Annotated in this window: 11 protein-coding genes; 8 read left to right on the top strand and 3 right to left on the bottom strand. The window is 57.6% G+C overall.

Features of this window, described 5'->3' with window-relative positions; translation table 11 throughout:
• Positions 1–4: 4 nt before the first annotated feature.
• Positions 5–1,957, bottom strand: a complete 1,953-nt coding sequence (gene hflK / locus EE949_RS27485; protein WP_122667168.1) for a protease modulator HflK — start codon at positions 1,955–1,957, stop codon at positions 5–7.
• 359 nt (positions 1,958–2,316) lie between these two features.
• Here hflK and lpdA point away from each other — a divergent pair, with 359 nt between their 5' ends.
• From lpdA to EE949_RS27525, 8 genes are all read left to right on the top strand, one after another.
• Positions 2,317–3,717: a dihydrolipoyl dehydrogenase gene (gene lpdA, locus EE949_RS27490; protein WP_122667169.1), complete on the top strand. Its 1,401-nt coding sequence runs from the start codon at positions 2,317–2,319 to the stop codon at positions 3,715–3,717.
• A 391-nt stretch (positions 3,718–4,108) separates the two neighbouring features.
• The gene (locus EE949_RS27495; RefSeq protein ID WP_122667170.1) at positions 4,109–5,731 is read left to right on the top strand and encodes a glucan biosynthesis protein D; all 1,623 of its coding nucleotides are present in this window, start codon (positions 4,109–4,111) and stop codon (positions 5,729–5,731) included.
• 446 nt (positions 5,732–6,177) lie between these two features.
• Positions 6,178–7,485, top strand: coding sequence for a hypothetical protein (locus EE949_RS27500; protein WP_122667171.1), 1,308 nt, complete (start codon positions 6,178–6,180; stop codon positions 7,483–7,485).
• Between the two features lie 2 nt (positions 7,486–7,487).
• The gene (locus EE949_RS27505; protein ID WP_122667172.1) at positions 7,488–8,801 is read left to right on the top strand and encodes a hypothetical protein; all 1,314 of its coding nucleotides are present in this window, start codon (positions 7,488–7,490) and stop codon (positions 8,799–8,801) included.
• A gap of 42 nt (positions 8,802–8,843) precedes the next feature.
• On the top strand, positions 8,844–10,736 hold the full coding sequence (locus EE949_RS27510) for an acyltransferase family protein (RefSeq protein ID WP_122667173.1): 1,893 nt from the start codon (positions 8,844–8,846) through the stop codon (positions 10,734–10,736).
• Between the two features lie 132 nt (positions 10,737–10,868).
• Positions 10,869–11,657: a substrate-binding periplasmic protein gene (locus EE949_RS27515; protein WP_122667174.1), complete on the top strand. Its 789-nt coding sequence runs from the start codon at positions 10,869–10,871 to the stop codon at positions 11,655–11,657.
• Between the two features lie 142 nt (positions 11,658–11,799).
• The gene (gene katB, locus EE949_RS27520) at positions 11,800–13,326 is read left to right on the top strand and encodes a catalase KatB (RefSeq protein WP_122667175.1); all 1,527 of its coding nucleotides are present in this window, start codon (positions 11,800–11,802) and stop codon (positions 13,324–13,326) included.
• A gap of 68 nt (positions 13,327–13,394) precedes the next feature.
• Complete coding sequence (locus EE949_RS27525) at positions 13,395–13,946, top strand: ankyrin repeat domain-containing protein (RefSeq protein WP_122667176.1); 552 nt, start codon at positions 13,395–13,397, stop codon at positions 13,944–13,946.
• A gap of 40 nt (positions 13,947–13,986) precedes the next feature.
• On the opposite strand, the gene EE949_RS27530 is transcribed toward EE949_RS27525, so the two are convergent.
• Both EE949_RS27530 and glmS read right to left on the bottom strand, forming a co-directional pair.
• Positions 13,987–14,616, bottom strand: a complete 630-nt coding sequence (locus tag EE949_RS27530) for a pyridoxamine 5'-phosphate oxidase family protein (RefSeq protein WP_122667177.1) — start codon at positions 14,614–14,616, stop codon at positions 13,987–13,989.
• 151 nt (positions 14,617–14,767) lie between these two features.
• Entirely contained in the window at positions 14,768–16,603 is a 1,836-nt protein-coding gene (glmS, locus tag EE949_RS27535; RefSeq protein ID WP_122667178.1) for a glutamine--fructose-6-phosphate transaminase (isomerizing), read from the bottom strand.
• Positions 16,604–16,610 lie beyond the last annotated feature (7 nt).

The raw sequence follows: 16,610 nt of genomic DNA on the forward strand, positions 1-16,610 counted from the left end.
CTCCTTACTGAACGGCTTTACGCGGCGCCGTTGGGTCTGCCGGTAGTGTGAAAGTACGCAGGTCAATGGTGGGTGCGTTGTTGGCACCGCCCAGACGGTGATCAAGCACCAGCAATGTTGAATGGGCCAGGCCCTGGCTGAGTTGCGTCAAGTACTGCTCAAGCAGGAACGCCTGCCCTGCTTTTGCGTAGCCCTGTTGTTCGGCACTGAAACGCAGTTGCGCTGCCTGTGCCCCCGCCATGACTTCCCGAGCGCTCGCGGCAGCTTTGTCGTGCGTAGCGGTTGCGTTCAGTTGCGCCACATTGGAGGTGCTGCTTGCCGCGCCTCGTTCACGAGCGATCAGCGCCTGCGCACCGATCTGCGCCGCCTGAACCGCGTGGTAGGCGTTGGCTGCACCCGCCGGAGGGTGGATCGCTTCAACCACAGTGGCAAGGATCTCCACGCCGCTGTTAAGCCGATTCAAGTCAGCCTGTATTGCATTGCCGACATCCAGTGCCAGATCAGAACGCTGCTCACCCAACAGCTCGTCCAGCGTCCGCGACGCAAAATCGTGCACGAGCACCCGGCTGGCCGTGCTGCGAATCAGCATCGGCACGTCGGCGCTGTTGTAGGTGGCGGCCATGGCGGCTTCGTCGGTCAGGCCGATGCGGTACACCAGGCGCACGTCCATGTTGACGATCTGAAATCCCTGTTTGTCGCCCGCACTGCTGGCGATCACCTGAGACTTTTCATTGACGTGGCTGGCGTCCCACAAACGGTTGGTACTGGCGGGGGCTGGACCCTCTGCCGAATCAAGCACAGGGGCAGGCTCTACGCCGTTTGTATCGGCGACGCTGGTGGCCAGCTCGTGTACCACACCATTTTCCACCGCCAACACCCGCCCAAATGGCCAGGGAAGACCCGCGTGCAAACCGGGGCCGAGCACCTCCACCGGTTTACCGAAACGCTCGTAGATACCTCGCCCCTGCATCGGGATTTCATGCACGCCACTGAGCGCCCAGCCGAGCGCTACCACTGCCGAAAGCACGGGTAGGAACGCCCGACGCATGTAGGTAAAGGCCCAGATCTGCCGTAAATCAATACCAAACCGGTTGTGCAACTCGTGCTGTAAAGCCTGCAAAGGCTGCGGCGGCCAACGCAGCAACCCGGCCGCAAAGCTGCTCGCGACCAACCGAGGCTCGACACGTGGATTACGAGAGTTGAATAGCGACAGCGCGGCGCGAATCAGCAGTTCGAGGGCTACAAGCGCAGGCAACAACCCGCCCAGTACCGCTAGCCGGGCAGTCCAGGGACGCTCTACGCTGGAGAAGAACAGACACACCGCCCCCACTAGTAACACAGCAATTGCGACGCGCAGCAATTGGGCCAGTTGCAAGGCTTCCGGCCATTCAGCCTGCTCACCGTTGAACTGACGTTCCAGTACCAGTAAACCGAAGGCGAGCAACAGGGAAATACCACCGGCGACGCTGCCCATTCTCGAGAGATCGCTCCCCGGCAGCGACAGATCCCAAACGGCTTGAATACACACCAGCGACAGAAGGGTCCATCCCGCAAGCCACAAGGTCGGTGCGCCGATTTGCGCCACTGTGGAGCTACCCAAACGGCTGATGCGCCCAATGAGCCGGTCATACCAGCCGAGCTCTCCAGCTTGGGGATCATCCCGTACGTGGCCGGGCACCTTTGCGTCCAATGCCAGCGCTCGCCACTGCGCGACACTTTCAGCCGATTGCATCGCAGCCGCCAGTAGCAGCAACACTGCAGAATCATTGGCCAACACCGCCGCCCACAGCGAGTTCGGTGCAAACAGGTCAGCAAACAGCGCGAGTATCAATCCGCAAAGACCAGTGCCGCCTGCCATCCAGGTCAGTCGTCGTAAGCGCGCTGCATGCAACGCAGCTCTTTGAAACCTGGGCATGCCTCTCAGGCCGCCGTGTTCAACATCCAGATCAACCCGCATCAACGCCTCAGAACTCACCGAATGTTGCCGCCATCGCCCGGCAAGTGCGCCGGACTGGGCCCTTAGAATAGGGCGTTACGATATAACAGATATAGTGAAATTTCTGTCAGATACGCGGCACATTTCGGACAACGCTCTACGCTGAAATCCACGGCGCTACGGGCGGAGAAACGGCAGTCGTTAATCTTGCGAGCTTGACGCCCGTCGCCTTGAATATTACAACCATAATTTAAAGCGCTTGATTCTCTGATTCCCGAGCACGACATCTTTACGGAATCACTCATCTGTAACCTCGGTGAGCTCCTTCAGGGATCGAGTTTTTGCATGACAGCGCGGTATCCACAACCCGAGGAAAAGTTATGAGCAGCTATGACGTTGTGATTATTGGCGGCGGCCCCGGCGGCTATAACGCTGCCATTCGTGCCGGTCAGTTGGGGCTGAGCGTGGCCTGCATTGAAGGCCGGGAGACATTGGGCGGCACCTGCCTGAACGTCGGCTGTATTCCTTCAAAAGCACTTCTGCATGCGTCGGAGCTGTACGAATCGGCGACGGGTGAAGAGTTCGCCAAGCTCGGTATCGAAGTCACACCCACGCTCAACCTTGCGCAGATGATGAAACAGAAAGGCGAGAGCGTAACCGCCCTGACCAAGGGCATCGAGTTCCTGTTTCGCAAATACAAAGCAGAATGGATCAAAGGCTGGGGCCGAATTGCAGGTCCAGGCAAAGTCATCGTCACCGATGCGCAAGGTGTGGAAACCGAGCTGCAAGCCAAAGACATCATCATCGCCACCGGGTCCGAGCCCACGCCGCTGCCGGGTGTCGACATCGACAACAAACGCATTCTGGACTCTACCGGCGCGTTGTCTTTGACCGAAGTGCCCAAGCATCTGGTGGTCATCGGCGCCGGGGTTATCGGGCTGGAGCTGGGGTCGGTCTGGCGGCGTCTGGGGGCGAAAGTCACCGTGGTGGAATACCTTGACCACGTCGCCCACGGGACGGATCTGGAAGCGGGCAAAACCTTGCAGCGCTCACTGTCACGTCAGGGTATTGCGTTCAAGCTCAGCTCAAAGGTCACCACCGCTACAACGTCGGATCAAGGCGTCAATCTCAGCGTGGAGCCAGCAGCCGGAGGTGATGCCGAGCTGATCGAAGCTGATTACGTGCTGGTATCCATCGGACGTCGGCCATACACCAAGGGGCTGGGGCTGGAAACGGTCGGCCTTACTGTCGACAAGCGAGGCATGCTGGAGAACAAAGGCCATCGTACTGCCGCCGAGAATGTCTGGGTGATCGGCGACGTCACCTCCGGCCCGATGCTCGCGCACAAGGCGGAGGACGAAGCCACGGTATGCCTGGAGCGCATCGTCGGCAAGGCTGGCGAGGTCAATTACAACCTGATCCCCAACGTGATCTACACACGCCCGGAACTGGCCAGCGTGGGCAAAACCGAAGAGCAACTCAAGGCTGATGGCCGCGCCTACAAAGTCGGGAAATTCCCGTTTAGCGCCAACAGTCGCTCAAAGGTCAATCACGAGACTGATGGCTTTGCCAAAGTCCTTGCTGATGAGCGCACTGATGAAATTCTGGGCGTGCATCTGGTAGGCCCGAGCGTCAGCGAAATGATCGCCGAGTTTTGCGTCGCTATGGAGTTTGCCGCTTCGTCCGAAGACATCGGCCTGATCAGTCACGCCCACCCTACCCGGTCCGAGGCCCTGCGCCAGGCGGCGATGAGCGTGATCGGGTTGCCGACGCAGTCGTAGTTGGGTAACCCGCATGCCTTCCTGTGGGAGCTGGGCTTGCCCGCGATGGGCTAGATGCGATGGGTCTGATATCTGCGATGCCCTTATCGCGGGCAAGCCCGGCTCCCACAGGATGAACTGATTACGTAAGACCGGCTTTAGCCGGGAGGGCAATATTCCTGACGAAATAGACACTGGGAACGCACCGGCCTCCTCCCGGCTAAAGCCAGCCCTACAAGGAAATGCGCCATCCAGACACAACTGCGGCACATCTAAATCGTAATTATTTATGTTTTTTTCGAACCAGATGCTGTGTTTGTTATCTGTTGTCGGTAGTTTGGCGTTCAGCAAGGAGTCGTAGCGCGCAATTTTCTTGTGCAGGATGCACAGCACTCGTTAGGGGCTTCACCTTATGAATCGCAGGACTCTCCTGAAAGCTTCGATGGCGTTGGCAGCTTATAGCAGCGTGCCAGCCTCGGGACTTTTTGCTGCACGCGCGATGGCCGCCACGGCCGACGGCGAAATCGAACATTTTGACTTCGATGCATTGAAGGCCCATGCCAAGCAATTGGCCGGTCGGGGCTACGTCAGCAACAAGCAAGTGCTGCCTCCAGTACTGGCCAACATGACGCCTCAGCAGTTCAACGCCATCAAATACGACGCTGGCCACTCCTTGTGGAACGAGCTTCACGGCCAACTGGACGTGCATTTCTTCCACGTCGGCATGGGCTTCAAGACGCCGGTACGCATGTACAGCGTCAACCCGAAGACCAAAGAGTCCCGGGAAGTGCACTTCCGCCACGAGCTGTTCAACTACGAGTCCAGCGGCATCGACAAATCGCTGGTCAAAGGTGACCTGGGCTTCGCCGGCTTCAAGCTGTTCAAGGCGCCAGAAATCGCCATCAATGACGTCGTGTCGTTCCTTGGCGCCAGTTATTTCCGCGCGGTGGACAGCAACAAGCAATACGGCTTGTCGGCACGTGGCCTGGCCATCGACACCTATGCCAAGCGTCAGGAAGAGTTTCCGGACTTCACCAAGTTCTGGTTTGAAACCCCGGACAAGAACGCCACGCGTTTTGTCGTCTACGCGCTGCTGGATTCACCAAGCTGCACCGGCGCCTACCGTTTTGATATCGACTGCCAGTCCGGCCAGGTCGTCATGGACATCGACGCGAACATCAACGCACGCACTGATATCGATCAGATGGGCATCTCGCCGATGACCAGTATGTTCAGCTGCGGTACTCACGAACGCCGGATGTGCGACACCATTCACCCGCAGATCCATGACTCGGATCGCCTGGCGATGTGGCGCGGTAACGGCGAATGGATCTGCCGTCCGCTGAACAACCCGCCTAGCCTGCAATTCAACGCTTTCGCCGACAAAGACCCGAAAGGTTTCGGCCTGGTACAGACCGACCACGAATTCGCCAGCTATCAGGACACCGTTGACTGGTATCACCGTCGGCCAAGCCTGTGGGTGGAACCAACCACGCCATGGGGCGAAGGCGCGGTGAATCTGGTGGAAATCGTGACCACCGGCGAGACGATGGATAACATCGTGGTGTTCTGGACGCCGAAGGACAAGATCAAGGCTGGTCAATCGGTCAATTACGGCTACAAGCTGTATTGGGCGCCGCTGCCACCTGTGCGTACGCCGCTGGCTCAGGTCCACGCGACCCGCTCCGGTATGGGCGGCTTCACGGAAGGCTGGGCTCCGGGCGAGCATTATCCGAAATTCTGGGCACGACGTTTTGCTGTGGACTTCAACGGCGGCGGCCTGGAAAGCCTGCCGGAAGGCACCGCTATCGAGCCAATCGTGACCGTATCGCATGGCAAGCTGCAGGAATTCAATATTCTCGTGCTGCCGGATATCAAGGGTTACCGGATTATTTTCGACTGGCTGCCAGACAGTGACTCGGTCGAACCAGTTGAGATGCGTATGTACATCAAGACTCAGGACCGGACGCTGAGTGAGACCTGGCTCTACCAGTACTTCCCCCCAGCTCCTGATAAGCGCAAATACCCGGCATAAGCCGGTCTGGTTCAGAGGTGCTTGCAGTGTGCAGGCACCTCTTGAATCTCCCGCCGCGTCAATTTTATGATCCCTTCTAATTCAAAGAGTTGCGATCCATGCCAGCGATCGCCCGTCGGATCTCGCTCGAATATTGACTAATTTGTTGACAGTCTCCTGAACTCAGGCTGATATACCCACTGTCATTTCTGATTCACCCCCTGCCTGTTAGTCCTGTCGCGTCGTCCATTCCACTGGCCGATGGGGCGGTAGCGTGGACGATGGTTTTCTGCTCATCCCGACAAGTCGCTCCTGTCAAAACAAACTGCAGGCTTCCAGATTGACCCTAACCCTGTAGGAGCTGCCGAAGGCTGCGAAGCAGTCATCCGGCCATACCGCCATCGCAGCCTTCGGCAGCTCCTACAGAACAGCGGCCTTCCCAATCAGCATTCCCGAGGCAGAAAAACATGATGTTGAACTCTGCGAATGGCAGCGACGCTCGCTCGTCGATTCTGTCCTTCAACAAGTCGACGGCGGTGGTATGGATTGCCATCAGCCTGATACTGATCGAGACCTTTTCCGGCGCGCTGCGCTTCTACTTCGACAAGGCCGGTATCGCACCTGTGCTGTACCTGCCGAAAGTCGCGTGCCTGGTGATGTTTACCCTGGAGCTGCGCGACTATAAAGCAGGCCGGATGGTCTGGCTGAGCATGCTGCTGTTGATGGTTTCAAGTTTGCTGGCCATGCTGCACGGCGCGACCCTGAACAACGTTGCCTTTGCGCTATTCGGCATCAGCCCGCTGCTGTTCGGGCTGGTCTGCAGCGAACACTTGTTCCACCGCCGCCGGTTATTTCTCTGGGTGATTGGCCTGTGTCTGGGGGCGTCCCTGATAGGCGTTGCGCTGGATAAATTCACCGCCGTGCCCTGGAAAGGTTACAGCTACAACATCGGCGACGCGCAACTGAGCGCCAACACATCGTGGACCACGGACACCGAAGACCGGATCGCCGGTTTTGCCCGCGTCTCCAACATCCTGTCGATCCTGATCGCTATCTACAGCCTGTATCTGTTGATACTGCTGCGCTCTCGCCTGCTGTGGATTCTATTAAGCCCGGTAGCGCTTTACGCAATCGTCGTGACCACCAGTAAAGCCCCCGCTGCCGCATTCGCGTTGACCCTGATGCTATTGCTGATCAGCCGCATGCGCTGGACGACCCGTATCGTCTGCACCATCACGGTATTGGCGGGGCTGACACTGCCGGTGCTGGGCATGGTTTACGACTTTGACATGCGCACGGTCAGTAGCAGCAGCTCCGCATTGGGCACCTTGTACGACCGGCTGATCAATACCTGGCCCAATGTCGCTCACGCGATCAGCAAAGAAGGCTGGACCCTGACCGGCGCGGGCTTTGGCATGTTCGGTGGCTCGGCCTCGATGTTCCCGGTACCCGGCGGCGAGATGCTGGTGGGTTCGGACAGCAGCGCGATGTATCTGTGGGCAATGCTGGGGCTGGGCGGAGTGCTGCTGTATCTGCTGCAGATTCCCCTGTTTTTTAAGCTGAGCGATGACGACAGTCACGTTGGCAGAGCATTGCTGGCGATCACCTTTTGTTGCTGCATGATCAGTTGGACCACTGACATGTTTGAAGTCACGGTGGCCAACCTGTTCCTGGGTCTGGCGATCGGTCATGCGCTGTCCGACAAACTCATGGATAGCCGCAAAACTCCGCGGCCGCAGGCGTTTCACTTATCGCCTGCACCGACGGTGTACTGACTATGTCTGGCAAAGGATTTGCCATCGGACTGGCCTGCATTGCCTGCCTGACCTGCACTGCGGCGAACGCCGAAGAAGCCTTCATTCTGGGTATCAGCACACACCTGATGAACTTCGATGCCTCGCCAAAACCTGCTTTGCAACTGGCGGCAAAGGCAGGCTTTGCCGCCGTCAAGGATGACGCCTTCTGGTCAACCGCAGAACCAAAGCCCAATCAATGGCGCATCATTGCGCCATGGCGCGATTACCTCAGCACAGCCAGCAGCCTCAAACTTGAAAGGCTGACGCTGCTGGACTACAGCACCTCATTCCACGACAACGCCAAACCCCGTTCGCCGGCGGTCAAAGCGGGCTATTTGAACTACGTGGATTACGTGACTGGTCAGTTGGGCAATAAAGTCGACTTTTACGAGATCTGGAACGAGTGGGACCTTGAAGCGCCCAAGGACCCACAGCTAAGCGCCGACTACGCCACTCTGGTCCGTGAAGCGGTCCCTTTGATCCGCAAGAACACCGCAGAGGTCAACGGCATCCCCGCCAAAATCCTCGCAGGCTCGGTAACGCCCGAAGGCATGGACAACGGTTTTGCTGATCGGCTGATCGACGCGGGCATGCTGAATCTGGTCGATGGGCTCTCGATTCATCCGTACGCCCACTGCGCACCTGATGGGCGCAACAACCCTGAAAGCTGGGTGCAGTGGCTGCGCGATTATGAACAGCATGTCCGTACCAGGGCCGGTCGTATCGTCCCGATCTACATCACGGAAATGGCCTGGCCCAGCCACAAGGGTCCGTGCGGCAACACAGCACAGACGCAGGCGGCCTATCTGGCGCGAATTCTGTTATTCGCTCGCACGGTCCCCAATATCAAAGGCCTGTGGTGGTACGACCTGATCAACGACGGGCCAGACAGAACCGATCAGGAGCACAACTTCGGGTTGCTCAATGAAGACCTTTCTCCCAAACCCGCTTATGGCGTGGTCTTGGCCCTCGCCGAGATAATCAAACATTTCACTTGGGACGCTCAGGCCAGTCTTCAGTCTGCCAACGTCTATCAGTTGCACTTCAGCAGAGGCAACGCACAGGTCATCGCCGCTTGGGCGGTCGGCGGGTCACGGCAGGAGCAGATCATCAGCACCCGCCCGATGAGAGGGCCGGTCATGTTCGTTGACACCGCCGACCCCGGCAAAGGACAGATGTCCGGCGAGGCATTCTGGCGTTGTCAGGACGGCCAGTGTTCGGCTCCAGTCACCCTTACCCGCTTTCCGAAAATCATCAGCCTGAACTCCGAAACCGTCGCGCCACAACGCCCCTGACTTCATCCCCTCCCCCTGTTGCCAACGCCAGCGAAGAACGCCATGGACTTCAGAAAAGACATCAATGGATTGCGCGCCATCGCGGTGATTGCCGTGCTGCTTTTCCACTTCAATCCCGGCTGGTTGCCCGGCGGATTTGCGGGTGTGGATATCTTTTTTGTGATCTCAGGCTACCTGATCACCGGGATCATCCTGCGCAGTCTGCAGGCGGGCAATTTCAGCCTTATCGCGTTTTACAAGTCCCGGGCCCGGCGCATTATTCCGGCGCTGGCGGTGCTGTGCTTTGTACTTCTGCTCGCGGGCTGGTTTTACCTGTTGCCGCAGGATTACAGCGAGCTGGGCAAACATATCGCTGCCAGCCTGGGGTTTGTATCGAATGTCATTTACTGGTTCGAAGCGGGTTATTTCACCCCTGGCGCCCATGAGAAATGGTTACTGCACACGTGGTCGCTCTCGGTGGAGTGGCAGTTTTATATGGTGTACCCGCTGGTGTTGCTGGCGTTGAGCCGAGTGATCGGCTTGCAGCATCTACGCTGGCTGATCCTCGGCGCATGCCTGGCAGGGTTCGGCTTCTGTATTTACGGCTCGTTCAAATGGCCAGAGCCATCGTTCTATCTGCTGCCCACAAGGGCCTGGGAACTGCTGGTGGGTGCAGTCGCCTGCGTCTTCCCGATCACACTTCAACGAGCGCATCAACGCGCACTGGAGCGTGTCGGGCTGGGGTTGATGCTGACAAGCTTCTTCGTCCTTTCGGAGAAAGATATCTGGCCCGGTTACCTGGCCATTTTGCCGGTGATGGGGGCTTTGGCGGTGATCCTTGCCGCTCGACAAGACTCCTTCCTGACCAGCAACCGGTTCTCGCAATGGACCGGAACACTGTCGTACTCGCTATACCTCTGGCACTGGCCGGTAGTGGTATTCATGAGCTACTCAGGTTATCTGGGCGAAACGCCCAACCTGTTGCTCGGCATTCTGTGCGCGTTTGCATTGGGCCTGGCGTCTTATCAACTGATCGAAAAATCACCCGCTGCAACACCCGGCAGATTGCGCTGGAGGTTCGCCACCGTGAGCGCGTTGATTGGCTCGGTGTTCGTCGCTGCCGGTGCAGTGAACGCTACAGAGGGGGCGGTTTCCCCGCTTCGCTCGGTGAGCATCTCGGACAAAGCGCGCTTCGTGCAGGACTACGCCAACCGACAGAAGAATCTTTATGAAACCTACTGGCTCAAATGCGATGCCTTTTCTGCGTTCACTGAGCGGGGTCTGTCTGCCATTGATCCATCCTGCACAGAGAAACGTGGCCAGGGCGGGGTCTTCCTGTGGGGCGACTCTCACGCTCAGGCTCTATCACTGGGTTTGCGAACGCTGTTAACGCGCGGCACGCCGTTTTATCAGGTGGCTTCTGCAGGTTGTAAACCCAGCCTGACCCAGGACAACGGACGCGCCACAGCGCCGCGCCTCACCTGCAACTACTCCAACAGGACTGCACTGCAAAGTATTCGCGAGCTGCGTCCGGACGTCGTAGTGATCGCCCAGAAAGATCAACACGATAAAACGCACTGGAGTGAAATTGCGGCACGCCTCAAGAGCTATGGGGTCAAGCACATCGTGTTATTGGGGCCGCTGCCACAATGGAGCCCTTCATTACCGAGCGTTATCGCCAATCGCCATTGGGGAGTGAATGACTCGCACATCAGCGACCCGGCGCTGGACCAAAGCGTCATGGCAGCTGATCGGGCGACTCGAAGCCAGATCGATCCCGAGGCTGTCGATTTCGTGTCACTGATCGACAGGCTGTGCGTGGCCAACTCCTGCCTGGTCAGACTGCAGGACCACTCACTGCTGCAGATCGACTCGGGCCATCTCAGTGAAAAGGGCTCGCTATACATCGTGAAGAATTTTGTTTTGCCCGAGCTGAAGACCCAAGCCACTCGATAACAGCCTGCGACGACCGGCCCGCCTGACACTGATCAGCGCGGGCTTTTTTACGCCCAACGTAAATCTTCACGCCGTCGCCACGTTTGGCTGTTAAGTTGAGCGCAGGACATTTTGCAGGATGCAGGATTGAACATGTTTTGGAGACAGACACTTCTCGCAATAACCTTCGCGATGTTGAGCCTGCTGGCAGCAGCACAGGCGGAAACCTATCAGGCGGGAGGTAGTCAATGGCGACCGTTCAGCTATGAAGACACGCAAGGCAACCTGCGCGGCATCTCCACTGATATCGCCCGGCGAGTGTTGCATCAGGCCAACATAGAGGCCCACTTCGTTTCTTACCCGGTCAATCGTCTGCAAGCGATGCTGAACAAGGGCGAGCTCGACCTGAACTACGCCGACTCATCGCAATGGAACAGCCCGGAAGAGCTTCGCCATTTTGCTTTTTCCGACCCCTACATCCGCGTCAAAGAACATCTCTACTATCTCAAAGGCAGCCCCGCCGTCCCGATCCCTGTGGATAAGTTACGGGGCCTGACCATTGGTACCGTCAGGGGCTATACCTACCTGACCATGGACCCGTCTTTCGCGGATAAACGCCTGGTCCAGCTGGAAACCTCCGAAGACCCGGCATTGCTTCAACTGCTATTGGCCAGACGCGTTGACGCCGTCGCGATGGTCGATGATCTTTTTGATTACCTCATTGCGGAGCAACGTCTGGATCCGAACCTTTTTCAGCGGGGCGCACGGCTCAGTGATTCCCCGGTAAGTATCAAGTTACAACCGGAATTGGCGGGGCTGCTGCCGGATATAAACAAGGCGATCCGGGCACTTGTCCGCAGTGGAGAAATAGACAGGATTCGCAGGTTCTACCTCTCTCCTCATCCTGCTGACGGTTGTCAAAACAGAGACGCAACCTGTTGATAAGTGGCAACCGATCGTCAATTCGAAATTAAGTTCATATTGCTAAATTTATCAAGGACATAGCTTAAAACAATTCATTAATGGCAAGACCCGTCTCTACGCTTAGGCTCTCAAAACAACCAAAAATAGAGAGAGACCTGAGATGTACCTACCTAGATCCCACTTAGCCGTGAGCCTGATCGGCGCGAGCCTGATGGCCAGCTCCGCAGCCTTCGCCGATACCCTGACCCGTGATAACGGTGCCGCCGTCGGCGACAATCAGAATTCCCAAACCGCCGGTGCGACTGGCCCGGTCCTGTTGCAGGACGTACAACTCCTGCAAAAACTCCAACGCTTTGATCGCGAACGCATCCCTGAGCGCGTCGTGCACGCGCGCGGCACTGGTGTCCACGGGGAGTTCGTTGCGTCAGAAGGTGCTTCTGACCTGAGCAAAGCCAAAGTCTTCAGCAAAGGTGAACACACGCCGGTATTCGTGCGGTTCTCCTCGGTGGTACACGGCAATCACTCGCCGGAAACCCTGCGTGATCCGCGCGGTTTTGCAACCAAGTTCTACACAGCAGACGGCAACTGGGACTTGGTCGGCAACAACTTCCCGACGTTCTTCATTCGTGATGCCATCAAGTTCCCGGACATGGTGCATGCGTTCAAGCCTGACCCGCGCACCAACCTGGATGACGACTCGCGCCGTTTCGATTTCTTCTCCCACGTGCCGGAAGCCACTCGTACCCTCACGTTGCTGTACTCCAACGAAGGTACACCCGCCAGCTATCGCACCATGGACGGCAACGGCGTTCACGCCTACAAACTGGTGAATGCCAAGGGCGAAGTGAACTACGTGAAGTTCCACTGGAAAAGCCTGCAAGGCTTGAAGAACCTTGATCCCAAGCAAGTCGCCGAGGTCCAGTCCAAGGATTACAGCCACCTGACCAATGATCTGGTTGCTGCGATCAACAAGGGCGAGTTTCCAAAGTGGGACCTGTATGTCCAGGTGATCAAACCGGCAGACCTGGCCAAGTTTGATTTCGATCCACTGGACGCGACCAAAATCTGGCCAGACGTTCCCGAGCGCAAAATTGGTCAGATGGTCCTGAACAAGAATGTGGATAACTTCTTCCAGGAAACCGAGCAGGTCGCCATGGCTCCGGCCAACGTCGTACCCGGCATCGAGCCTTCGGAAGACCGCTTGCTACAAGGTCGGGTGTTCTCCTACGCTGACACTCAGCTGTACCGCGTAGGCACCAACGTCTTCAGCCTGCCGATCAACGCTCCAAAGGTTAAGGTCAACAACAGTAATCAGGACGGTTCACTGAATAGCGGTCACACGACCACCGGCGTCAACTACGAGCCAAGCCGCCTCAACCCGCGGCCTGCCGTTGAAGCCGCTCGCTACAGCCAATTGCCAGTGACGGGTACCACCCAACAAGCGAAGATCCAGCGTGAGCAGAACTTCAAGCAGGCGGGCGACTTGTATCGCTCGTACAGCAAGAAAGACCAGCAGGACCTGATCCAGAGCTTTGGTGAATCGCTGTCCACCACTGACGCCGAGAGCAAAAACATCATGCTCTCATTCCTCTACAAGGCTGATCCGGAGTACGGCACGGGCGTGACCAAGGTTGCCAAAGGCGATCTCGACAAGGTCAAGCAACTCGCTGCTGCACTTAAGGACTGATCAATACCTCGCTCGCTGCGCTTCAGCTGTCAGGCGTAGCGAGCCGAGGCCTTTGGAGGAATTTCTATATGGGCAGGTTTCTATACGCACTGCTGCTATGCGTTACCACCGGCATCGCCAATGCAACTCCGACCGAAGAAACACAAGCCGACACTCAGGCGCAGTTACGCTCACTGTTTTTCCAGGCGGCGCGTGACGGCCGACAGGACATGCTGAGCGAGTTCATCAACGCCAGATTCGACCTGAACGTCCAGGATGAAAAGGGTTACACCGCCTTGATTCTCGCGGCCTATCACGGCCATCAGGCGACCGTGACGCAACTATTGGAGGCGGGGGCCGATCCCTGCGCCAAGGACCTGAGAGGCAATACAGCGCTGATGGGGGCTATCTTCAAAGGCGAGCTGAGCATTGCTCACCAACTGGTCGCCGCAGACTGCGCACCTGATCAACGCAATAACGCGGGCCAGACCGCGGCCATGTACGCCGCCCTGTTCCACCGCAAAGACATCCTCGACTCCCTCGCCGCCAAGGGCGCCGACCTGAATGCCACAGATGCCATGGGCAATCAGGTACAGAATCTCGAACGAGGGGAGTTTCAGACGGTACAGCCTGCGCGGTGACACAGCGTTATCGTTAAGAGCCCAGACATGGCCTTAGTGGCTAATACAGGGTGTCAGCAATACGTCCTGGCAAAGCCTTATCGTAGGCATCACCGTCAATTTCCGCCGCTGACACTTCCTTCAGGATTTGCCCTGCAGTGGGAAGTGAACTGCGCTCGACATGCCGCTCCGGATCCCACAAACCGGCTCTGATTACGGCTCTACTGCACTGAAAATAGACGCTGGTCACGGTGATGCGAAGAACGGACTTCGGCAATTGGCCATTGACCGCAAAGCGGCTTAACAGGTCGGGCTGGACCGAGATTTGAGCGGTCCCGTTGACCCGCAGTGTTTCACCAACGCCAGGTACGATGAACAACAACGCCACCCTGGGATCAGTGACGATGTTACGCAGCGTGTCGATGCGGTTGTTACCTCGACGATCAGGCAAATACAGAGTCTTGCTGTCTTCGATGTGCACAAATCCGCCTTGATCGCCTCGCGGAGATGCATCGAGTCCGCCAGGGCCTGAGGACGCAAGGACGACAAACGGCGCTGCTTCTATGAAGGGCCTGTAAACCGGATGAATATGGTCGACTTCCTTGACCATGGAAGGCCTTGCCGTGGGCCCGTAAAGCTTTTCCAGTGCCTCAGTCGTCGTCACATATGCAGTGTTTTCAGAATCCATCATGCTCTCCGCAGGCTCCTGTGAGGCGTCGCAAACACCCTGTGTCGGCTATCGATGGCTGGAACATGGGGAGAAAAATTCTCCATGTTCCAGCCGCATTATGACTTTTCCACAGGCTTTCTGAAGCCATCGTCAAACCGACCCTGTGGATAACTTATTCCACAGTCACCGACTTAGCCAGGTTACGTGGCTGGTCAACGTCAGTACCCTTCAACACCGCTACATAGTACGAAAGCAGTTGCAGCGGGATGGTGTAAAGGATCGGAGCCAAGGCATCGACGATGTGCGGCATCGCGATGACGTGGGTGCCTTCGCCATTACTCATGCCGGCCTGTTCGTCAGCGAAAACAATCAGCTCACCGCCACGAGCGCGTACTTCCTGCAGGTTGGATTTCAGCTTTTCCAGCAGCTCGTTGTTCGGTGCGACGGTAACGACCGGCATATCGCTGTCGACCAGCGCCAACGGACCATGCTTGAGTTCACCGGCCGGATAGGCTTCGGCGTGGATGTAGGAGATCTCCTTGAGTTTGAGCGCACCTTCCATGGCCACCGGGAACTGAGCGCCTCGACCCAGGAACAGCGTGTGGTTCTTCTCGGCGAACAGTTCAGCGACTTTCTCAACCGTCGCGTCCATTGCCAACGCTTCACCCAAGCGGGTCGGCAGACGACGCAGCTCTTCAACCAGCTCGGCTTCAACGCCTTCAGCCAATGTGCCTTGCACCTGACCCAACGACAGCGTCAGCAGCAACAGGGCTACCAACTGAGTAGTGAACGCCTTGGTCGAAGCCACACCGATCTCCGGCCCTGCCTGGGTCAACAGCGTCAGGTCGGACTCGCGAACCAGCGAGCTGATGCTGACGTTACAGATCGCGAGGCTGGCCAGGAAGCCCAGTTCCTTGGCGTTGCGCAGTGCGGCCAGGGTGTCGGCGGTTTCGCCGGACTGGGAGATGGAGACGAACAGGGTGTCCGGCTGTACCACTACCTTGCGATAACGGAACTCACTGGCAACTTCCACCTGACATGGAATGCCTGCCAACCCTTCCAGCCAGTAACGCGCAACCATGCCCGCGTGGTAGCTGGTACCGCAGGCAACGATTTGCACGTTACGCACTTTGGCGAACAACTCGGCCGCTTGCGGACCAAATGCCTGCACCAGCACTTGTTGCTGACCAAGACGGCCTTCAAGCGTGCGCTGCACAACTTTTGGCTGCTCGTGGATTTCCTTGAGCATGAAGTGGCGGAACTCACCTTTGTCAGCTGCCTCAGCACCTTCACGGTACTGCACGACCTCACGCTCGACCGGCAAACCATCCACAGCCCAGATCTGCACGCTCTCACGACGAATCTCGGCAATATCGCCTTCTTCCAGGTACATGAAGCGGTCAGTGACCTGACGCAGCGCCATTTGGTCGGACGCGAGGAAGTTTTCCCCAAGGCCCAGGCCAACCACCAGAGGACTGCCGCTGCGGGCGGCCAATAGGCGGTCAGGCTGTTTGGCGCTGATGACCGCAAGGCCATAGGCACCATGCAGTTCCTTTACCGCAGCTTTGAGCGCGACAGTCAGGTCAGGTGTGTCTTTAAGCTTGTGGTGCAGCAGGTGGACGATGACTTCAGTATCGGTGTCGGAAACGAATACATAGCCGAGTCCTTTGAGGCGCTCGCGCAGCACTTCATGGTTCTCGATGATGCCGTTGTGGACAACTGCCAGTTCGTCGCCGGAAAAGTGCGGGTGGGCATTCCGTTCGCAGGGCGCACCGTGGGTGGCCCAACGCGTATGGGCAATGCCAAGACGGCCCAGCAACGGCTCACCGGCGAGCGCCTGTTCCAGCTCACTCACCTTGCCGGAGCGACGGCGACGATCAAGCACACCTGCATTGCTGAACACCGCGACGCCTGCGCTATCGTAGCCACGGTATTCCAGACGCTTGAGGCCTTCGACCAAAATAGCGGTGATGTTGCGTTCAGCGACTGCGCCGACAATTCCACACATACGTTCT

Source organism: Pseudomonas viridiflava, from assembly GCF_900602065.1.
Lineage (GTDB): Bacteria > Pseudomonadota > Gammaproteobacteria > Pseudomonadales > Pseudomonadaceae > Aquipseudomonas.